This window comes from Wolbachia endosymbiont of Cruorifilaria tuberocauda (assembly GCF_013365475.1).
Lineage (GTDB): Bacteria > Pseudomonadota > Alphaproteobacteria > Rickettsiales > Anaplasmataceae > Wolbachia.
In genome coordinates, this window is the sequence record NZ_CP046579.1 from 181,742 (window position 1) to 200,662 (window position 18,921).

Genomic DNA, 18,921 nt, shown 5'->3' on the forward strand with positions numbered 1-18,921 from the left:
CTTAAGAAGACTTTCATTTGATGGTGACATCATCGTTTTTGTTAGTGAGATCTATAAATTTTTGTTCTGAAATAAATCATGTGAAAGTCAAATTCATTGTTAGCATTTAAAGTTATTTTACTATAAAATGGTAAATCTGTTTCTTACTCATAGGACTTGATTAATTTTGTTTCTTCCTAAGATTTTCCTCATTGTCTTTCAAGTTCACTCTTTGTTGGGTGTTATGTCATATTTATTATACATTTTTAATTTGATTACTAATACTAGTGAGTACAAGTTACTCAGAGACTTTCATGTATAAAATATTATATTTTTCATCTGCTATATTCTTTATTTTCTAGATCTCTAAGATACTCTATACATGCTTTATTGATAATCTTCTTCTGAGAATTCCTTAGCTCCTCCACATTATCACTCAGACTTTTTCTTGTATGTTCTTCAATTTTTCCTTTCAAGCAATTGAAGAGCATCCAACATAATAAGCTTCTTGCACATGAATCTATAAATGCATTATAGTTTAACTAGTCTTGATAATTTGATAGTTGATTAAGTTTGCTTTTATACATGAAACTATAACATTGACTTTATCAGCATATATTTATAGATACAGTTTCTTGATAAGTTCATTTTATAATTTAAAACGTTTTGTCTCTCTATATAAGAATAGTAGCTAATCTGTTACGAACAAATGTATGCTATTTTTTCTAAAAGGTCGTTTATCCCAAATGAGGAAGGATTGTTTTTTCAAATTAGTTCGTAATATGCATGATCATTATAGTCTTGCATTCTCAATAAGTTGAAATTGTTTACTATACTTTTGCTTATTGCTTGTAATTTATCTTTATATAGCTTAGTGCTGCTATTTCGTTTTAATATATGACTACTTATGTTTTGTGTTCTGTTTTGTATTTAGTTTTCAAATATATGTTTCAACTTTAACATGATCTCACAAAGGAAACACAAATTTCTATTTTAGCAAGAAGATGTAAATAGTTGATCTATGTAAACTCATAGAGTTTAGCTAAAGTTCTACATCTAGATTGCTAAATTATATTAGATAGGATAACATATATAATACTTGAAAAGTAAATTGACTTTCATTATGCTAAAGAACTATACTAAAATAACAATGGGTAACTAGCTCAGTTGGTGGAGCACTTGCTTGACGTGCAAAAGGTCACTGGTTCGAGCCCAGTGTTACCCACTTTTATCCATGAAAAGGTTTTATATGATATCAGTGCACAATGGCAAACATTCAGCAGCAGAGTCTGAGCGCTTAATTCGTTCTATAATAATAGTTGCAATAACAATGTTTATGGAAATAGTTGGCGGAATAATTTCACATTCACTTGCTCTATTATCAGACGCAGGGCATATGCTTATTGATCTCTTTGCTTTAGTTTTGAGTTGGATAGCGCATAAATTTTCATCCAAAAAGTCTGATCTGCAAAGATCATATGGGTATCACAGGCTACAGATAATTGCAGCATTTGTCAATGGCTTAACTTTATTCTTCATTTCACTGATTATTATAATAGAGTCAATAAAGAGATTTGTTTTTCCAGTCAATATCGAATGGAAAATAATGTTAATTATTGCTACACTTGGACTGATTGCCAATGTCGTAGTTTTTTTTATATTGCATAGTAAGTGTGAAAGCAATATAAACATAAAAAGTGCTGTATTACACGTTATAGGTGATATTTTGGGCTCTGTGGCTGCTATACTTGCATCAATAATTATTATGCTAACCGAGTGGCAAATAGTAGATCCTATTTTATCAGTATTTGTTAGTGTAGTGATTCTAAGCAGTGGCTATAAGATTCTTAAAAATTCTTGTCATATTCTTCTTGAGGGTACTCCTGAAGGAGTGTCAGCCGAAGGGATAAAAAGCGAGATTGTATCTAGGCTACCTGAAGTTATTGACGTGCACCACATACATGCATGGTCATTGTCTGATAATTATTTTATAATTACCATGCATGCTAAGGTAAGACAAGATGCACAACACACTGATATTTTATATGAGATAAAAAAAATGCTATTAAATAAGTTTGAAATTGCGCATTCCACAGTTGAGATTGAATATGATGAATGTGCGGATGATAAGATATTGAAGATATAGCTCAATGTAATGTTGTCATCAGTATATGGACTTAAATCGGGAGAGGCTTGGGTACCTACCCTAAAAAGGGTTTCCAAGTGCTGAAAACGAGATTCAGTAGTCAAGTTATCTAAAATTTATCTAGAGCTCCTTGTCCCTACCATGCATAAAATAGTTGTTTTGAGTATTTAATGTTCCTTTTTGTTGATTATATAAGCAAATCTATTAATGAGGCATGTAAAAACATCTCTTCTAGAGAATGACAAATAAAAAGTGCTAGTAATTATATTTTTATCAATGAAGGTTTCTGGTCTTCAGAAGATAGAAGAGTTTGCTAATTATAATAGGAAATTTTCTTACATTGACTTGAACATAACCCATGAAATATTGAAAAATATTATTTTCAAGCTAAATGATAAAGATATAGATAAAGTAACTAGAAATGTAGAATTATTACATAAACTTTATTAATATTCAATACTGTGTTCTGAGTATCTTTATTAGTAATAGCAAAAACAATACTAGTGATAATTACAGTAGTGTTATGATATCTCAATATAATAATGATTTATAATTGCTTGTTGTTCAATAAGAAACAGGTCCTATTGTTTTGGATGATGGAAAAGTATCTGCAAAAGCTGTTGAGGTACCTCAACAGTAGTTGGTGCCTCTCTTAGAGTAAGATAAGTAATAGAAATAAAAGGCTGAAAGAGTTATGTGGCTTGTGGGTACAACAAATACCTTTCTAGTACTAGAGCACTTGTATAATGTAGTAAACTTATTAATGTAATAGATATGTAATCATATGGTTTAGTTTTCAACTATGGTCTTAAGTTTAGGTACATGTTATAAATAATTAGTAAGTGATAGTTTATTTTACCTCTGATACATATAAAGCAATAAAAATTCCAATTACATCTAATTAACAAAATGAACAGTATGACGGTGAGTATTGAGTTATAATTTACCTAACCGATCTGATGCAGGCAAAGTATTTATGGATATATAACTTTATTAGGAATTACTATACTAAAGTTCCAAGTATGGAATGCATAGCACATTATAGTAAGATAAAGTTAGGCAGACGCTTCAATTATTAAAATCAAACAAGTAAATTTCTGTTAAAAGAGATAAGGTATGATGATTAGTAGCTTTATAAAGCATTAAAAAATAAGTAAAACCTTAAAGGTCTGTTTCATTGTAGTTTTAGAAAACTAGCTAATAATGTGATGCAATATGGGATGTGTTACCTTTTGGAAATATGAGTTATGTAATTGTTGTTTTTCTGATACAAAAAAGACAATAGTCTATCATTAATCTCTGCTAGAAGTTAAATGCCAAGCCTACCCCAATACTGTGGGTAGATATATCATCTGCGATAGGTATTGGAGTGCTAAAGTAACGGTAACCAAAGAAGGATTTGACTTCTGAGGTTATTGAGTAATCAAAACCAAGCTTTACTTGATAAGCAAACCAAGGAATATTCAGTGGCATTAAATTCTGTGATGATCCATTAACTTTCCTTAGTCTAAAAATCTCTGGTCCTATGCCAAGACTAATGTATGGTGCAATTTTTACACATTGAATACTAGGGGTATAATAAATATTTAATAAAAATGCAAATATACCAGCTGAGCTGTCAAGCATTGTAGTAGAATTGCCGTTTTTAATATTAAACTTAGAATATATAACTTCAAAATCAACTTGGCCGTTTCTTCCAGCATAGTAACCTAGAGATATGCTGTTAAGCCACTGAAAATTAATTTCACCATCAAATTTTTTTACACTTTCAATTTCATCCGCAACTATATTTTTTATTATAGCATCATAACGCCTTTCAACTAGGGTAAATACCCTCTCTCCAATTGCTTTTATGCCATTTACAAATGGCTTTGAGTTATCAGAGTATATCTTACCACTATTAATGCTGATATAAAAATCAAGTTTCATGTCTTTAACTGGTACAATCTTTTTTTTATGAGATTTCCCATATTCAGGACATAAAGATTCTTCTGTATGGATTGAGTTTTTTACACATTGTTTATTGCCTGAGCAACTTTCATTAGTATGAGCAGAAAAAATAGTGCATAAAGTTAACAATACGTAGAAAACAATGGATTTTCTAGTCATGAATAAATTTGAAATTTGTGATGTTACTATACACTATTCTTAATATTAAAAAATCAAGAAAGAATAGTTCCAATTAAATAATCTTTTTCCATTCCTATGATATTAACATTCACAATACTTTTAGCTTCAGCTTTTGATAGAATCTTCACTAGTGCAAAGTTCTCTGCTCTGCCAATATTATTCTGTTCAACCAAAACACTTTGTTTAGTCCCTATCAAAGATTGATAAAAGTTACACATTATTTCTTTATTTACTTCTATCAAGTTTTTTGTCCGTTCTTTACGCACATTCCCCGGTACCTGCGGCATTAGTGCTGCAGGTGTGTTCTTTCGCCTTGAGTATGGAAAAGCATGTAGATAAACTATGTTTGCTTCCTTTAGGAGATTGATTGTGTCCTGAAACATTTCATCTGTTTCTGTTGGGAATCCTGCAATAATATCAGCACCAAATGCTATATCAGGCCTTAGACTTTTTACTTTGTGACAAAATTCTATCGCTTGCTCTCTGCTATGACGACGTTTCATTCTTTTTAAAATTAAATTATTACCAGATTGTAAACTTAGGTGCAAATGCGGTGTAAATCTTGATTCATTGCCTATTAAGTCCATCAATTCTTCGTCGATTTCAGCAATATCAATAGAGGAAAGCCTAAGCCTCTTTAATTCTGGAATATCCTTTAAGACTCTTCTGATCATTGAACCAAGTGAAGGTTTGCCAAATAGATCTTTACCAAAATCAGTAATATCAACTCCTGTAAACACTACTTCCTGATAATTATTTGCTATAAGAGCCTTAATTTGCTCAATAATGCTACTTATTGGTATAGATCTATTGTTCCCTCTTGCCTTGGTAATTGAACAAAATGTGCAGCTATGATTACAGCCATTTTGGATTTCGATAAATGCTCTTGACTTATCCTTGAATTTATTAACTAGGAGAGTACCTTCTTTGTTATTACTGGCTAATATCTCATCATCACCTAGCAAATAACTTGCAGCTTTTAGCTTATTCTGATTGTCCAATACTTTACTTACACCTGGAATACTGCTATATGATTTAGGGTCTAATTGAACTGCACAGCCAACTACAATAATCTCTTTACTTGGGTCATTTTTATGAATATTACGTATTTTTTGCTTCACCTGACGTTCTGCTTCATTTGTCACTGCACAACTATGTACTACAATTACATTTTTTCTCTTTGCTTTTCTTAGTGCTTCCTTAATTAATTCACTTTCATAGAAATTTAGACGACAACCAAATGTTACTACTTCATTCATACTAAAATTTAATAGGTTTTATGACTTTATTACACTAAATACTGAGTGAGTTACTGGATTATCAACTACAATAAATAACCACTGTTTTATCACTAACTTATACCCTTGTGGTTCAACTAGATTTGAATATCAACATGTTGAATCATTTGATACTTATCATGAATAACTAATGTTGGGCTCATTTTAGTTATTTACAACCTTTGGAACTACAAAATATCCATGCTCAGATTTTGTATTGGATAGTATTTCTTCTTTAGTACTTTGAGGATTAACAATATCATTGTGTACATGGATATTCTTTTCTATAGCACCATAACGTACAGGAGAAATATTCTCAGTATTCACTTGTAACAAAGTATCATATATCCAATCAAGCATGGTTAACTCCTTAGAGTAGTGCTCAGTTTCATCATTTGATAACTTAATTCTCACAAGTTTTGCAACTTTAAGCATCTCTTTCTTGGTAATTGTTACTTTTCTCTTGTTGACAAATTCTATTAGTGAAGTAATTACATCTTCTGTTGACCTAACTGTCACCTTTACCTCCTATGATGAAATGAGTCAAAATACATGCAATTGAAATAACTTCTATTTTACTAGTTTTTTCTAATTTGTGAAGTATGGTATCTGTAATTATTAATTTATCTAGAAAGGAAGAAGATATTTTTTCAATTGCATTTCCTGAAAATACACTATGTGTTATACATGAAATTACAGACCTTGCTCCTTGACTTTTTAAAGCAGAAGCTGCATTACATAATGTTCCACCAGAGTCAACTATATCATCAACAATAACACAATTTTTATTTGTTACCTCCCCAACTATGTTCATTACCTGAGATGTACCTGCTTTCTCTCTGTGTTTGTCTATTATAATAATCTCACTGTTCAATTTTATCTTATGTTCTTTTTCTAAAGTATTTGCAAAAGCACGTGCTCTGCCTACTGCTCCAATATCAGGTGCAACTATTGCTAAATTCTCTATATGTGGAATAGATTCAGAAAATACTTTAGAGCAACTCAAATTAGTTACAGGTACATCAAAAAATCCCTCAATTTGGTTTGAATGCAAATCAATAACTGCAACTCCATTTGTACCTGCAGCTTGAATAAGATTTGCGACTAATTTAGCACTAAAAGCGGATTGCATATTATTATTTTTAATAATCCTATCTTGTCTACTATAACCATAGTAAGGAATAATTGTTATTATGTTTTTAGCTCCTAATCTTTTTACTGCATCAATTGTAAGTAGAAGCTCTATTAGATTATCGTTTGCAGGAGGAGAAATTGACTGTATTATATATACATTTTGATTGTGGATATCTTCTTCCACATACACGCTCGTCTCACTATCTGTAAACCTTGATACCTGAACATGTGATGGTTGAATATTTAAATTACTAACTATTGATTTCCCTAACTCTTTACTGGCACTGCCTATTATTATTTTCATAATCTTGTAGCTAAACTTGTAGATTGTAAGATAATAGAAATACGAATTAAATTCAAAAGCTATTTAATAAAATTTTTACTGAGCTCCATTTTTATGGGATATTTCATTTGTCTTTGACTTGTACTGGTTTTAAGTGAAGTAGCTATTACTTAGTGCTGAGATCTATCTTTATTAAATAGCTATTGATTGGATTAAATTCTCTAGATTCAAGCATCATTTAGCATAGGAAATTACTTAAAAATACTGTTAAAATGACATTAAATCTCAGTACTACTCGAACCGCGTTATGTGGATTGTTTTCATTATAGAAGTAATAAAGAAACAAGTGTTAGTGCTTATTATATTTCATGGTATACTATCAGTATCCATATAGTCGTGGTTCTTGGCATGAAGTGCACTTATACTAAAAGTAGTATACAACTTAGATCTAAGGATTATCTTTAGAATTCAATATAAAATTTCCCACTACAGATTATTTCCCATTCTTTTTTAAATTTTTCTAGGTGTACCTTTTTCTCACATTCTAAAAGCAACCCTTCTACACTCTTGTTGTAACTTTCAGTAGTAATTCTTCCTTGGTGGTGCATAAATCGTAAGTAGATCAGGTAAGTATTAACTACATCTGTTTCACAATAATTTTGAACTTCTTGTATCTTCCCGCTGTCATATAGTTCCATAACTTGTGACCCGTTAACTCCAATTTTACCAGGAAGATTAAATGCTGCGCAAACTTCATTCATTTTTACTCTCACAGAAGCTCCGAAATCAGAGAGGTATTCAAGTAAATCACAGTGCCAATCACTACTATATCTTTGGTTGTAGCCGTTCCATTTATCACCAGCTTTGTGAAAATACTCTGCTTGAATGCCATGAACCATAGCACGGTATTTTAATACTGGAATGTCAAAAGTACGTCCGTTGAATGAGACTAATCTTGGTCTTTTTTCAGACATATAATTGAAAAACTCCTTTACTAGTTCTTTCTCACTGAAATTTAATGTACTTCTAGACCTAATTTCTTGTAATGTGAACACTTCATAACCATCCTTGTAGCTTATATTGCATGATAGAAGACTGATGACTATAACATGATGTAGAGGATGGCGAACAAAAGGATTTTGTCCATTTGTCAGTTCAAGGTGGTACTTCATCAATGCATCTCTTCTATCCTTTACATTACTATTGTCACTAATGTTAAGTAAGTTTTTGCCAGAATTTACATCTGGTATAGTCTCAATATCAAACACCAATAAAGAGTTAAGCATTACTTATATACTCTTCAGGGAAATTAGTCCAGAGCCGTACTTTTACAAATAAAAATAGATGGACTTTACGTGCAAATAGCTTCTCCAATTCATCACGTGCTTCAATGCTAATTTTTTTAATACAACTGCCATTTTTTCCTAGTACTATTTTTTTATGACTGTCTTTTAGCACAAATATGATCTGTTTTATGATTAGACTCTTATCTTTTTTTTCTTGAAATTGTTCAGTCCTGATAGCTGTAGAATATGGTAATTCCTTGTGCAAATTTAAGGATAGTTTTTCCCTTGTAGTTTCTGCCGACAAAAACTTTACTGAAGAATCAGTCACTTTATTTTTCCTATAAAACCAAGGACCAGCTGGTGCGATTTCAGATAAGTAGTTCATCAAATCAGAAAGTCCATTTCTCTTAAGTGCTGATATTACGAAAATCCTCTCAAACCTGTAAAGTAAATTCAGGTACTCGTAAGCTATCTTTATCTCGGACTTTTTTGCTAGGTCAATCTTATTAATAATCAAAATGCATTTTGCTTTTATGTACCGCAATCGTGCAAATATAGCCTTGATTCTCTCTAAGTTTTTAAAGTAACTACTTGCATCAACAAGCAACAGGGTAATATCGTTACCCTTAATCGCTGACCATGCAGATCTAACTAAGGCTTTTTCAAGCTTTGTAACTGCTGAAAAAATTCCAGGAGAGTCAATAAAGATGATTTGTGTTTCATTATATACTCTAATGCCCTTTATTTGTGTCCTTGTTGTTTGTACTTTTGGAGTAACGATTGAAATCTTCCTGCCTATAATGCTATTAACCAGTGTAGACTTTCCAGAATTTGGCAGACCAGCTACAGTAACGAATAAGCACTTTTGTTCCTTCACAAAGTAGATTGTAAAAAAAACTAAGGCTTAGTGTCAAGCATATAACTGCGCAAATTCGCTGTAAGAGCTAATACGCTGAATCAATAAGTGCCAATCAACCTAATAAGGCGTTACTCATTGCTTATGAGCTTTCTACTGTTTAGAGATCCAATTCTTGGAGTAGTTTTCTTACAACTGGGCTAATTTAGCTAGTACGAGAAAAAGTGTTATATTACAGTTAACACTGTATAGGCTATTCAACAGTAACAGACTTAGCTAAATTTCTCGGGTAATCAGCATCTAATCCTTTTTTTATTGCAGTAGAGTAAGCAAGGAATTGCATAGCTATGCTATAGATTATTGGAGAGATAAAACTATCAGTATCAGGAAGTTGAACAACATCTATACAAACTTCTCTCAAGAATGGCACTCCTTGCCTGTCGCTAAAAGCGATCACTTTGCCTTTTCTTGCAATAATTTCTTGTATATTGGACAATGTTTTAAAAAATAAATTATCGTATGGGATAATCGCTATAACAAGTACTGATGAATCTATTAATGCAATTGAACCATGTTTCATCTCTCCTGCTGCAATGCCTGTGGTGTTAATGTATGAAAGCTCTTTTATCTTCAATGCTCCTTCCATTGCAATTCCATATGAGCTCCCTCTACCGATTAAAATAGTGCTTCTGTGCTCTAATATACTTCCTGATACATGTTGTACCTTTACTTTATTCAAAACATGTTCTACATATTTTGGGATAGAGTTAATGGCATCACTCATCTGCTTTATTCTCCTTTTACTCAATGTGCCTTTCATTTTTGCAAGCTCTAAGGCAAAGCATGCTAAAACTGCTAATTGTGCAGAAAATGTCTTCGTTGAAGCAACACCAATTTCTGGTCCAGCAAGAGTATGTAACACAATGTCTGAAACTCTTTCAATGCTACTGTTCAATGTATTAGTTATACTAATGATTGTTTGCTTCTGTGATTTTCCATAGCGTAGTGCTTCCATAGTATCTGCAGTCTCACCTGACTGAGATATAAATAACCCAAAACTTCCCTTTTCTAGTCTTATGTTACTATACCTAAACTCTGATGAAATTTCTAAGTAAACCCGAACTTGAGCAATACTCTCTAACCAGTACTTCGCTATTAGTCCTGCAAAATATGATGATCCACATCCGACTATGGTAATATGACTTATCTTGGAGAATAGTTTTTTGTTGTCAGATATCACTTCCATATGCTTTTTATAGAATTGATTTATTGTTTTATTTAATGTACAAGGCTGCTCAAAAATCTCCTTTAACATAAAGCTTGGGTGACCATTTTTGCTAATTAAAAAATTGTTCAAACTATTACTTTCTATATTGCGTTCAACTCGTACACCATTATTATATATAGTAACTCCGCTTGACCTTATTGCTCCGATATCACCATCTTCTAGGTGTGATATTCTTTCTACTAGAGAGCTTAAAGTATTAGAATCAGACATAGCAAGTGAGGTATTGTAATTATAGCCTATTGACAAAGGCAAATTCCTTTTTGCTACGAATAAAGCATCTGGGTATTCTGCAAATAATAAGGCTAAAGCAAATGAACCATGCAAATTTCTTAAGCACTTAGATAAAGAATCAATTGGTGAAGACCCTTCATTAAGATATATGGCTAGCATATTTGGTATAACTTCTGTGTCAGTATCAGTATGAAATTGTATTCCCATTTTTTCTAAGTTTTTTTTTAGCAAATTGTAATTCTCAATTATACCGTTATGAGCGACAACAATGTTGTTTGTATAAATAGGATGAGCATTTTTGAGGCTTGGAGCTCCATGTGTAGCCCATCGGGTATGTGCTATACCAACTGTGCTATTTGACATTTTGCTATTGTCAATAACTTCACATAGCCTCTCAACTCTTCCTTCTGATTTTCTCACTTCTATCTTGCCTTCATTGTTTATGATTGCAATTCCCGAAGAATCGTATCCTCTATGTTCCAATCTCCGCAATCCAGTTAGTAAAGTTGGTATTACCGAATCGCTATCACTTACTACACCAAATATTCCACACACAACCAAGTTTTAAAGTTATAAAGCACTTTTATTGTTATCTTATTCCTTTTTACTTTTATATAATCGAGTTTTATTTTTTTTATCTTCTTTCTTAATTTTGCACTTTTCAGTCGGTTTGAATGCTATTTTTTGAGCTTCTTTATTTAAAACTTCAGATATAGCGGATTTTAGAACTTTTATTTCGACTTTTGGTGCTATTTCTATTACAAACTGTGCATTTGCCTCGTCAAGCTTATTGACTTCACCTATTATCCCACCGGAAGTAATAACAATGTCACCACGCTTGATCTGATCTATCATCTTTCTGAGTTCTTTTAATTTTTTGTGATGTGGACGGATGATAAAAAAGTAAAATACCACAACTATTAATGCTAATGGGATAAGATTAAAAAAAGATGCACCAATGTTTGATGTGTTATTAGCTATATCTGCTGCGAAAATTTCAGAGGTAAACATGTTTAACCATAGTTATTAAATCCTATTTAAATAGGCATACTTAAATGTTAACTATAATACTACTTCATGTCAAGTTTTGGAAGAAAAAGTGGTATTGCAAAGGTTATGCAAATTATTTACTGTGAATATAAATTGCAACTATAATATGGTATCTAGAATAATAAGTGCTATACAAAATAACTTATTAGTCTGTTTCCCCACAGAAACTGTTTATGCTCTTGCTTGTAACGCATTAGATAGTGAAGCTATAAGAAAAATATGCCAAGTGAAGAAGCGTTCTAAAAATAAACCACTGTCTGTATTTGTTGCTGATATTTGTGGCTTAATGGGAATAGCAAAGCTAGATAAAAAATATACTCATTTAATAAATCAGTTTTCTCCTGGCCCAATTACTTATATTTTACCTCTTAAAGGTAAGAATATATTGCCAAATGAATTCTTCAAGGGCAGTGTAGGTATAAGGATTCCTGATCATCCTATTGCAATTTCAATATTGAACAAACTAAAAACTCCAGTAGTTGCAACTAGCGTAAATATTTCAGGGGAACAAAGCATATATAAGGCTGAAGACATACCTAAGCCTATCAAACAACATCTATCAGCAATTGTTGAGGATGACAAATTAGTCTCTGGTGTAGAATCGACTATTATTGACTTAACTCAAGATGAGATCAAGATTATTAGGGAGGGTGTAGTCTCACTTCAAATGGTATGTAATATCCTTTCATACATAGGTTCATAGAATAAAGAATGGGAAAGATAATAGGGCATGATCAGGCTAAAAAGAAGTTGATGAATAACTTAGCTATTCAATCTTGGCTAATCTGCGGTAGAAAAGGTATAGGAAAAGCAACACTCGCAAAGTATTTTTCTAATTGGTTTCTTATAAGGAGCCATAACGAAATGGCATTAGATTTATATGTTGTTGATGATGATCCAATAGGAGTGGAAGTAGTAAGAGAAATGAAGAATTTTCTGTACTTGAGTCCAATTCAATCAGAATGTAAGGTTGTTATAATAGATAGTCTAGAAGCAATGACAAGTAATGCTAGGAATGCAGTATTAAAAATACTAGAGGAACCACCAAAAAACTCCAAGATATTTATAATTAGCCATAAACCATATAATATACAAGATACTATTAAATGCAGGTGCTTTCAGATAAATTTGCTGCCACTGACTTACTCTGAAACAAAGCAAATTGTTTCATCTCAGTGTGAGTTTGATGATCAAATATTTGATGAAGTAGTTACTTTATTTCCTGGAGCACCTGGAATGGTAATAAATGCAATAAATAGTAGCACTTATGAGTCATATAGATGCTTTTATGAATTCCTTTCTAATTTAAATAATTCTGAAGCGATTAAAAAGATAATCAATAGTGAAATTGATCTAGAATTAGCATCGTATATAATACAAACTTTCATTTTAGAAAGTATAAAGGGTGGTGTAAGCAATGTTGAAGTTCTGCTTAATCAGTGGAAAAAAGTAAATGAGCTTTTTGCTTCTGCTAAGCAATTTCACCTAGATAGGAGGCATGTTCTAGCTAATGCAGTTAATATCATGTTGCCGGTTTATGAAATATAATATTTTTGACGTGAGTTTAGGGTTAACTTATTGATTTAATCTTTGAAATATGTGATAGCCTGAGAATGGATTAATACTATATACAATTAGTAGAAGTTCAACATAGTTATCTTTGCAGATGTATAAAACTACCTAAGATACATTAAGGGTTAAGGTGAGATGATTCTAAAAAGCAAAAATATTGTTAAATGCAACTCTTATAAGGTAAGTTTTAAGCTAATAAACTTAGTAATATCCGTCACTAAAAGTTGTTTACTATGTATGATCCTGTTGTGAGAGAAGATTAGTAGGAATTTCTAGAGATTTTAATTATCTTGGTATTAAGTTGAATTAATTATCAATTGATGTTTTACTATATCATAAGTAGTAAGTTTTGATGATATAAATAAAAGTTTAAATTCAGAATTAATTGACCTGTTATCTTCTAAGTTCTACATAGAAGTATATATCAGGCCTATGTTACAAAAGTATAAGATTAATCTACTTGGTAGATTACTAAAAGTAGATTAGATAGAAAAGTAAAACCAGACGATGAATTTGATTATTTTTGTCGAAATGAATACCTTATTATGGTAGCCATAGAGGATGCAAGACAATACCTATAATTCTGGAAGCCTTGACGTAAAAGTGATAAATGTAAACATAAAAATCAGTAAATTTTACATACCGTGAAACAAGATAATACCATCATTCATCTATTAAAAAATGTTATAATCTAAGGATAATGGTTTGAAGTTTATTATAATCATTGAGCTTATTTCTCTATTATTATGGAAGATAGATTGCTTAAGTCAGTAAAAAACAAAAGTTATTTTAGTAAAGCAGTTGAGTGGTACTGTCATAGATATCTATTTTGTGTAGTAGAAAGGTCTTGGATGGTAGTTATAGTATCATTTCTTCTAATGTGCTTATGTTTATTGCTGTTGAATATATATCTTTTATTTCCTGTTAAAAAAAGTTTGAACTTTATTAGGTATACGGATCATGCGGAAGATGAATTTTCTGTAATGCGTAAGCTGGATTCTGATAGAAAGAGAGATGAATACATTCCTATAGCTAAGTATCTACTAATTAAGTATATTAAAGCATATGAATCTAATAAAGTTGTTGAACCAGAGTACAGAAAAAATTTTATAAAAAACAATTCCACCCCTAGGGTTTATCAAGATTTTCAAGAAAAAGTAAACAATGAGACTGCAGATTTACTTTTCTCTGAAAGAGAAGTTAATAATATAAGTGTAGTGAAGTTATCTATTGATCGATCAGTTAAGGAACTAGTTTCCTTTCCTGGGAGGGCAACAGTGATTTTTGTAATCGAGCAAAATAAGAATGTAAAAAATCAGACTGTTGATATCAGCTTTACTTTTTCTAATATAAAGGCTACAATAGATAGTGTAATACCATTTAAGTTTATTGTTGATAGTTATAAATACAGATAACTACATATTGGGTTGCGTAGTTTTAAAATCGGTGCAAAGCTTTTTCTATGGTGTTCTGTAATGCCATAAAGACCTATAGCTTCTATATGTTCTTTTGTTGCATATCCTTTATTTTTGTACCAATTATACTCTGGGTACTGATGATGTAATTTTTGCATTAATTGATCCCTTGTGACTTTTGCAATGACTGAAGCTGCTGAGATTGATATACTCAAGCTATCACCTTTTATTATAGACCTTACTTGCCATTTTGTTTCAGGTGTCTGGTTGCCATCAACTAGCACATAGTCTAATTCTAATCCTAAGTTTATCAATGCACGCTGCATTGAAAGTTTTGTTGCTTGCAAAATATTATGTGAGTTTATTTCCTGTACACTTGCTATTCCTATAGCAAATTTTGCAACAGACTTTATTTTTTCATATAGGACTTGCCTATTTTTAGCAGTCAGTTTTTTTGAGTCGTTGATTCCTGTAATGGTTGTAGTTTTATTGGTAAACACTACTGCTGCAGATATTACTGGACCTGCTAGTGGTCCTCTCCCAGCTTCATCCACTCCAGCTACTATTCCTGGTAACTTATTTTCTAATGCAAAGTTTGGATATATCATGGTTTCTATAGCAGGAAAGCAATAGTAAAGATTGAACAAGTAATAGAAATTATCCAAAATTTCGTAACTATTTCATTTTCTGACCATCCTTTCTTTTCAAAATGGTGGTGTACCGGTGTCATAAGAAAGACTTTTCTTCCACTCCCATGCTTAAATTTTGTATATCTAAAATATGATATCTGAACAATGACAGATAAGGTTTCCATTACTGGGATAGTTCCGATAATAGCTAAGAGCACTTCTTTTTTGATTAAGACGCTAGTCAGTCCTAAAGCTGCACCGATTGATAAGCTACCAACGTCACCCATAAATATTTTGGCAGGGTTTGTGTTAAACCACAAGAAACTTAGAATTGCTCCTGTAAATGCAATGCAGAATAAAACAATGCTCATGCTTGATTGAGTTAAGTATGCAATTAGTCCCAAAGAAACAAAGGAAGTGATAGATTGAGTTGCAGCAAGGCCATCAAGACCATCTGTAAGATTTACAGCGTTAGCGGAACCAACAATTACAAATGTAGCAAATGGAACATACATATAGCTAAAATCAATCATTATTTCTCTAAATAAAAACGTTTTTGTAGAACCTTCAACAAGATGTGTCTTATATATAAACATAACAACGAAGGTAAATATGAGTTGTATAAGTATTTTAGTTTCTGCACTCAAACCTTCATGATTGTCTACTTTTAATTTTAAATAATCATCAATAAATCCGACTAAAGCAAAAAATAGAGTTATAGATATTAGCAACATAGTTTCCAACGTTAGCTGTGTCCAGAGTAAAATTGGCAGTAAAGTAGAGATCAGTATTATTATTCCACCTGTAGTAGGAGTGTTTCTTTTTGTAACTAGATGACTTTTTGGTCCGCATGATCTGATCGGTTGTACACTTTTGCTAACTTTCTTTAGAAATTTTAGAAAGCAAGGGTAGAGAACAAACCCAAAAATGAGTGAGTTAAAAAACACTTTTGCAGATAGATTCATTATATCTTGTTTACTAAATTAAATACTATATCAAATATTTGTTAAGTATCGTAATGCTGATAATTTGGGGTTATTACTCCAATATTTCTCTTTTTCCTGAGTGATTTGGGGCACTAACAATACCTTCCTTTTCCATTCTTTCAATAATGTTTGCAGCTCTATTGTATCCTATTCTCAGCTGTCTCTGAATGTAACTAGTTGAAACTTTTCGATCCCTTTGTATGATAATTACTGCTTGTTTATATAAACTATCTTCTTCATTATCTGCTTCATTGCTAGATTTTATAGAAAAATTTTCATCTTCTTTTGTAACTTCTTCTATGTAATTTGGTTCCCCTTGTGCTTTCAAGTGATTAACTATATTCTGCACCTCATTATCACTTACGAATGGGCCGTGAACTCGAATAATTTTACCACCAGGGGCCATATAGAGCATATCACCCATGCCAAGTAATTGTTCAGCACCTTGTTCACCGAGTATCGTACGACTATCTATTTTAGAAGTAACAGCAAAGCTTATCCTTGTAGGAAAATTTGCTTTTATCACACCTGTTATAATATCTACAGATGGACGTTGAGTTGCCATTATGATATGTATTCCTGCAGCACGAGCCATCTGAGCCAAGCGTTGAATAGAACGCTCTATGTCTTTACCAGCAATAAGCATCAAATCTGCCATTTCATCTACGATTACTACAATGTACGGAAATGTTTCCATTTCAATGGACATTTTTTCAAATAGAGGTTTGCCTGTTGTTGAGTTAAATCCAATTTGTACAACACGCTCAAGTTCCTTCCCACTGCTTATTGCTTCTGTAATCTTTTTATTATAGCTTATTACATTTCGTACACTTAAATATGACATCATGCGGTAGCGGTTTTCCATCTCCTTTATTGTCCACTTAAGGGCAATCAAGGCTTTCTTTGGCTCTGTTACTACTGGTGTTATTAAATGTGGTATTTTATCATATATTGAAAGTTCAAGCATTTTTGGATCAATCATTATCATCTTACATTCACTAGGACTTAATCGATAAATAAGTGAAAGAGTCATAGTATTAATCGCAACTGATTTGCCAGATCCTGTAGTCCCAGCAATAAGCAAGTGTGGCATTTTAGCTAAATCAGCGATGATAGGGTTTCCGCTTATTTCTTTTCCTAGTGCGATTGGAAGATTTAAGTTTGCATTTTGGTACTCTTGAGATTCGAACAAATCACGTAACATAACAATCTCTCGTTCTTTATTTGGTAATTCTATTCCTATAGCATTTTGCCCACGGATTATTGAAATTCTTGCAGAGACTGCACTTACTGAACGTGCAATGTCATCTGCAAGACTGATCACTCTTGCAGATTTTGTGCCAGCTTGTGGTTCAAATTTGTATAAAGTTACAACCGGTCCATAACACACGTTGATAATTTTTCCTTGCACGCCAAAATCATTGAGAACCTGTTCTAATAGGGACAAGTTTTTATTACTTTCCATTCCATTCAGCTGATTTTTATGTAAAGATTTTTCTACTTTAGAAAGTAAGTGAACGCTTGGAAATTCAAATTTACTAAAGGTTGTAGAAACCTTCTTAGTATTTTTTTTCTGTCTTCCTTTTAGCTCTTGCTTAACAGCAATTTGAACGCTTTGTTCTTCTACTACTAACGGTGCAACTAGATTTAGATATTTAACGATTTTATTTGACATAGAAAATGGAAGATTTGAAGAAAGGTAAGCTACTTTTTTGCATAGAAGGAATAAAGATTGAATCGTTCTCTTCCATCCAATCAATCCTAATATTCCTACTAAAAATGCTATTATAAATGTGTAAAATGGGTAGTGGCTAATTAAAATATTTCCTACTATTCCACTGTGCATGTACCTTGCAGTAGTACTAAGTGGGAATTTAGCCAATATAGCACATATTCCTAGGTTAATCAATGTTAGGTAGCTAATTTTTAGCAGCCTTTTTGGTGGCCTAAAAATCAAGAAGTAAACTACAGTCGTAACTATTGTAATGCTATTTAATCCAAAAAATTGGACTAATATATCAGCTGAATATGAACCAACTACTCCACCCCAGTTTGTTACTCTTTCATTTGTAACTGTATTTAAGGATGGGTCTTTATAGTTGTAACTGAAAACTGATATATATATATATATTAGTGCCAATAGGTATATTATTGGCTTCAGATATTTTTTTATCATCTACTTGAAGTAGTAATTCATTGTGTATTTCACAAAGTGAATTGTTATTAGTAGTATCATTATAGATAAATCTAATCCATTGACCGATCCTATGTATCTTCTAATAACCTTTAATGGTGGGTGGATGAGCTTGGTTAAAGTTTGCATTACGCTGCTCACAGCTTCATTATACATGTTAGCTATATTAATTTTAATCAACCAATCCAGAATAACCCAACATATTAGAATGAAGCTGTAAAGATCAAGTATTAGGTTAAGTAAATATATGATTGGGTGCATATATGTCTATCATATGAAAATTACATATAAAGATAAATGCCTATTTCCCCTAAATCAATCCCCTTTCTAAACTTAAAGTTTTTCATTGTTTTATCTTTTACCTCACAACCTGTCATTAGTGTAGGACCTAGCTATAATGCTATGCATAGAAGCTTCCATAAATGTTCATTTTTTGAAATGACCTTCTCCAACTGAACTAGCAAT

The 18,921-nt window shown here is 31.9% G+C and carries 16 protein-coding genes and 1 tRNA gene; 5 read left to right on the forward strand and 12 right to left on the reverse strand.

The features are described 5' to 3' along the window. The first annotated feature begins 1,131 nt into the window (after positions 1–1,131). Together GOY13_RS00660 and GOY13_RS00665 are read left to right on the forward strand one after the other, a co-directional pair. Positions 1,132–1,204: transfer RNA gene (locus tag GOY13_RS00660), tRNA-Val, on the forward strand. Between the two features lie 24 nt (positions 1,205–1,228). Continuing rightward, entirely contained in the window at positions 1,229–2,125 is an 897-nt protein-coding gene (locus tag GOY13_RS00665; protein ID WP_175814405.1) for a cation diffusion facilitator family transporter, read from the forward strand. 1,302 nt (positions 2,126–3,427) lie between these two features. Here GOY13_RS00665 and GOY13_RS00670 read toward each other — a convergent pair. The 8 genes from GOY13_RS00670 to yajC form a co-directional block, all read right to left on the reverse strand. Further along, positions 3,428–4,234, reverse strand: coding sequence for a P44/Msp2 family outer membrane protein (locus GOY13_RS00670; protein ID WP_175813945.1), 807 nt, complete (start codon positions 4,232–4,234; stop codon positions 3,428–3,430). Between the two features lie 53 nt (positions 4,235–4,287). After that, a complete protein-coding gene (gene mtaB, locus GOY13_RS00675) occupies positions 4,288–5,514 on the reverse strand; it encodes a tRNA (N(6)-L-threonylcarbamoyladenosine(37)-C(2))-methylthiotransferase MtaB (protein WP_175813946.1) in 1,227 nt (408 codons plus the stop codon). A gap of 183 nt (positions 5,515–5,697) precedes the next feature. Then, a complete protein-coding gene (gene gatC, locus GOY13_RS00680; protein WP_175813947.1) occupies positions 5,698–6,051 on the reverse strand; it encodes an Asp-tRNA(Asn)/Glu-tRNA(Gln) amidotransferase subunit GatC in 354 nt (117 codons plus the stop codon). Next, positions 6,041–6,970, reverse strand: a complete 930-nt coding sequence (locus GOY13_RS00685; protein ID WP_175813948.1) for a ribose-phosphate diphosphokinase — start codon at positions 6,968–6,970, stop codon at positions 6,041–6,043. Before GOY13_RS00685 ends, gatC begins: the two co-directional genes overlap by 11 nt. 440 nt (positions 6,971–7,410) lie before the next feature. Further along, on the reverse strand, positions 7,411–8,235 hold the full coding sequence (locus tag GOY13_RS00690) for a 3'-5' exonuclease (protein ID WP_175813949.1): 825 nt from the start codon (positions 8,233–8,235) through the stop codon (positions 7,411–7,413). Beyond that, entirely contained in the window at positions 8,228–9,112 is an 885-nt protein-coding gene (gene era / locus GOY13_RS00695; RefSeq protein WP_175813950.1) for a GTPase Era, read from the reverse strand. The genes GOY13_RS00690 and era overlap by 8 nt, the downstream gene beginning before the upstream one ends. A gap of 232 nt (positions 9,113–9,344) precedes the next feature. After that, positions 9,345–11,165: a glutamine--fructose-6-phosphate transaminase (isomerizing) gene (glmS, locus tag GOY13_RS00700; protein WP_175813951.1), complete on the reverse strand. Its 1,821-nt coding sequence runs from the start codon at positions 11,163–11,165 to the stop codon at positions 9,345–9,347. Between the two features lie 39 nt (positions 11,166–11,204). Continuing rightward, complete coding sequence (gene yajC / locus GOY13_RS00705; RefSeq protein ID WP_175813952.1) at positions 11,205–11,621, reverse strand: preprotein translocase subunit YajC; 417 nt, start codon at positions 11,619–11,621, stop codon at positions 11,205–11,207. A gap of 145 nt (positions 11,622–11,766) precedes the next feature. Between yajC and GOY13_RS00710 the strand changes: the two genes are divergently transcribed. The 3 genes from GOY13_RS00710 to GOY13_RS00720 all read left to right on the forward strand — a co-directional run bounded on the left by GOY13_RS00710 (position 11,767) and on the right by GOY13_RS00720 (position 14,647). Continuing rightward, entirely contained in the window at positions 11,767–12,363 is a 597-nt protein-coding gene (locus tag GOY13_RS00710; protein WP_175813953.1) for an L-threonylcarbamoyladenylate synthase, read from the forward strand. 8 nt (positions 12,364–12,371) lie between these two features. Next, on the forward strand, positions 12,372–13,208 hold the full coding sequence (locus GOY13_RS00715; protein WP_175813954.1) for a DNA polymerase III subunit delta': 837 nt from the start codon (positions 12,372–12,374) through the stop codon (positions 13,206–13,208). Positions 13,209–13,978: 770 nt separating this feature from the next. Then, positions 13,979–14,647: a VirB8/TrbF family protein gene (locus GOY13_RS00720; protein WP_175813955.1), complete on the forward strand. Its 669-nt coding sequence runs from the start codon at positions 13,979–13,981 to the stop codon at positions 14,645–14,647. Here GOY13_RS00720 and GOY13_RS00725 read toward each other — a convergent pair. The 4 genes from GOY13_RS00725 to GOY13_RS00740 form a co-directional block, all read right to left on the reverse strand. Next, positions 14,632–15,255 carry a ribonuclease HII gene (locus GOY13_RS00725; protein ID WP_175813956.1) on the reverse strand — a complete coding sequence of 208 codons (624 nt, stop codon included), beginning with the start codon at positions 15,253–15,255 and terminating at the stop codon, positions 14,632–14,634. The two genes, GOY13_RS00720 and GOY13_RS00725, sit on opposite strands and share 16 nt — an antisense overlap. 5 nt (positions 15,256–15,260) lie before the next feature. Then, complete coding sequence (gene mraY / locus GOY13_RS00730; RefSeq protein ID WP_175813957.1) at positions 15,261–16,241, reverse strand: phospho-N-acetylmuramoyl-pentapeptide-transferase; 981 nt, start codon at positions 16,239–16,241, stop codon at positions 15,261–15,263. Positions 16,242–16,314: 73 nt separating this feature from the next. Continuing rightward, positions 16,315–18,438: an FtsK/SpoIIIE family DNA translocase gene (locus tag GOY13_RS00735; protein WP_175813958.1), complete on the reverse strand. Its 2,124-nt coding sequence runs from the start codon at positions 18,436–18,438 to the stop codon at positions 16,315–16,317. Further along, positions 18,439–18,717: a YggT family protein gene (locus GOY13_RS00740; RefSeq protein WP_175813959.1), complete on the reverse strand. Its 279-nt coding sequence runs from the start codon at positions 18,715–18,717 to the stop codon at positions 18,439–18,441. Positions 18,718–18,921 lie beyond the last annotated feature (204 nt).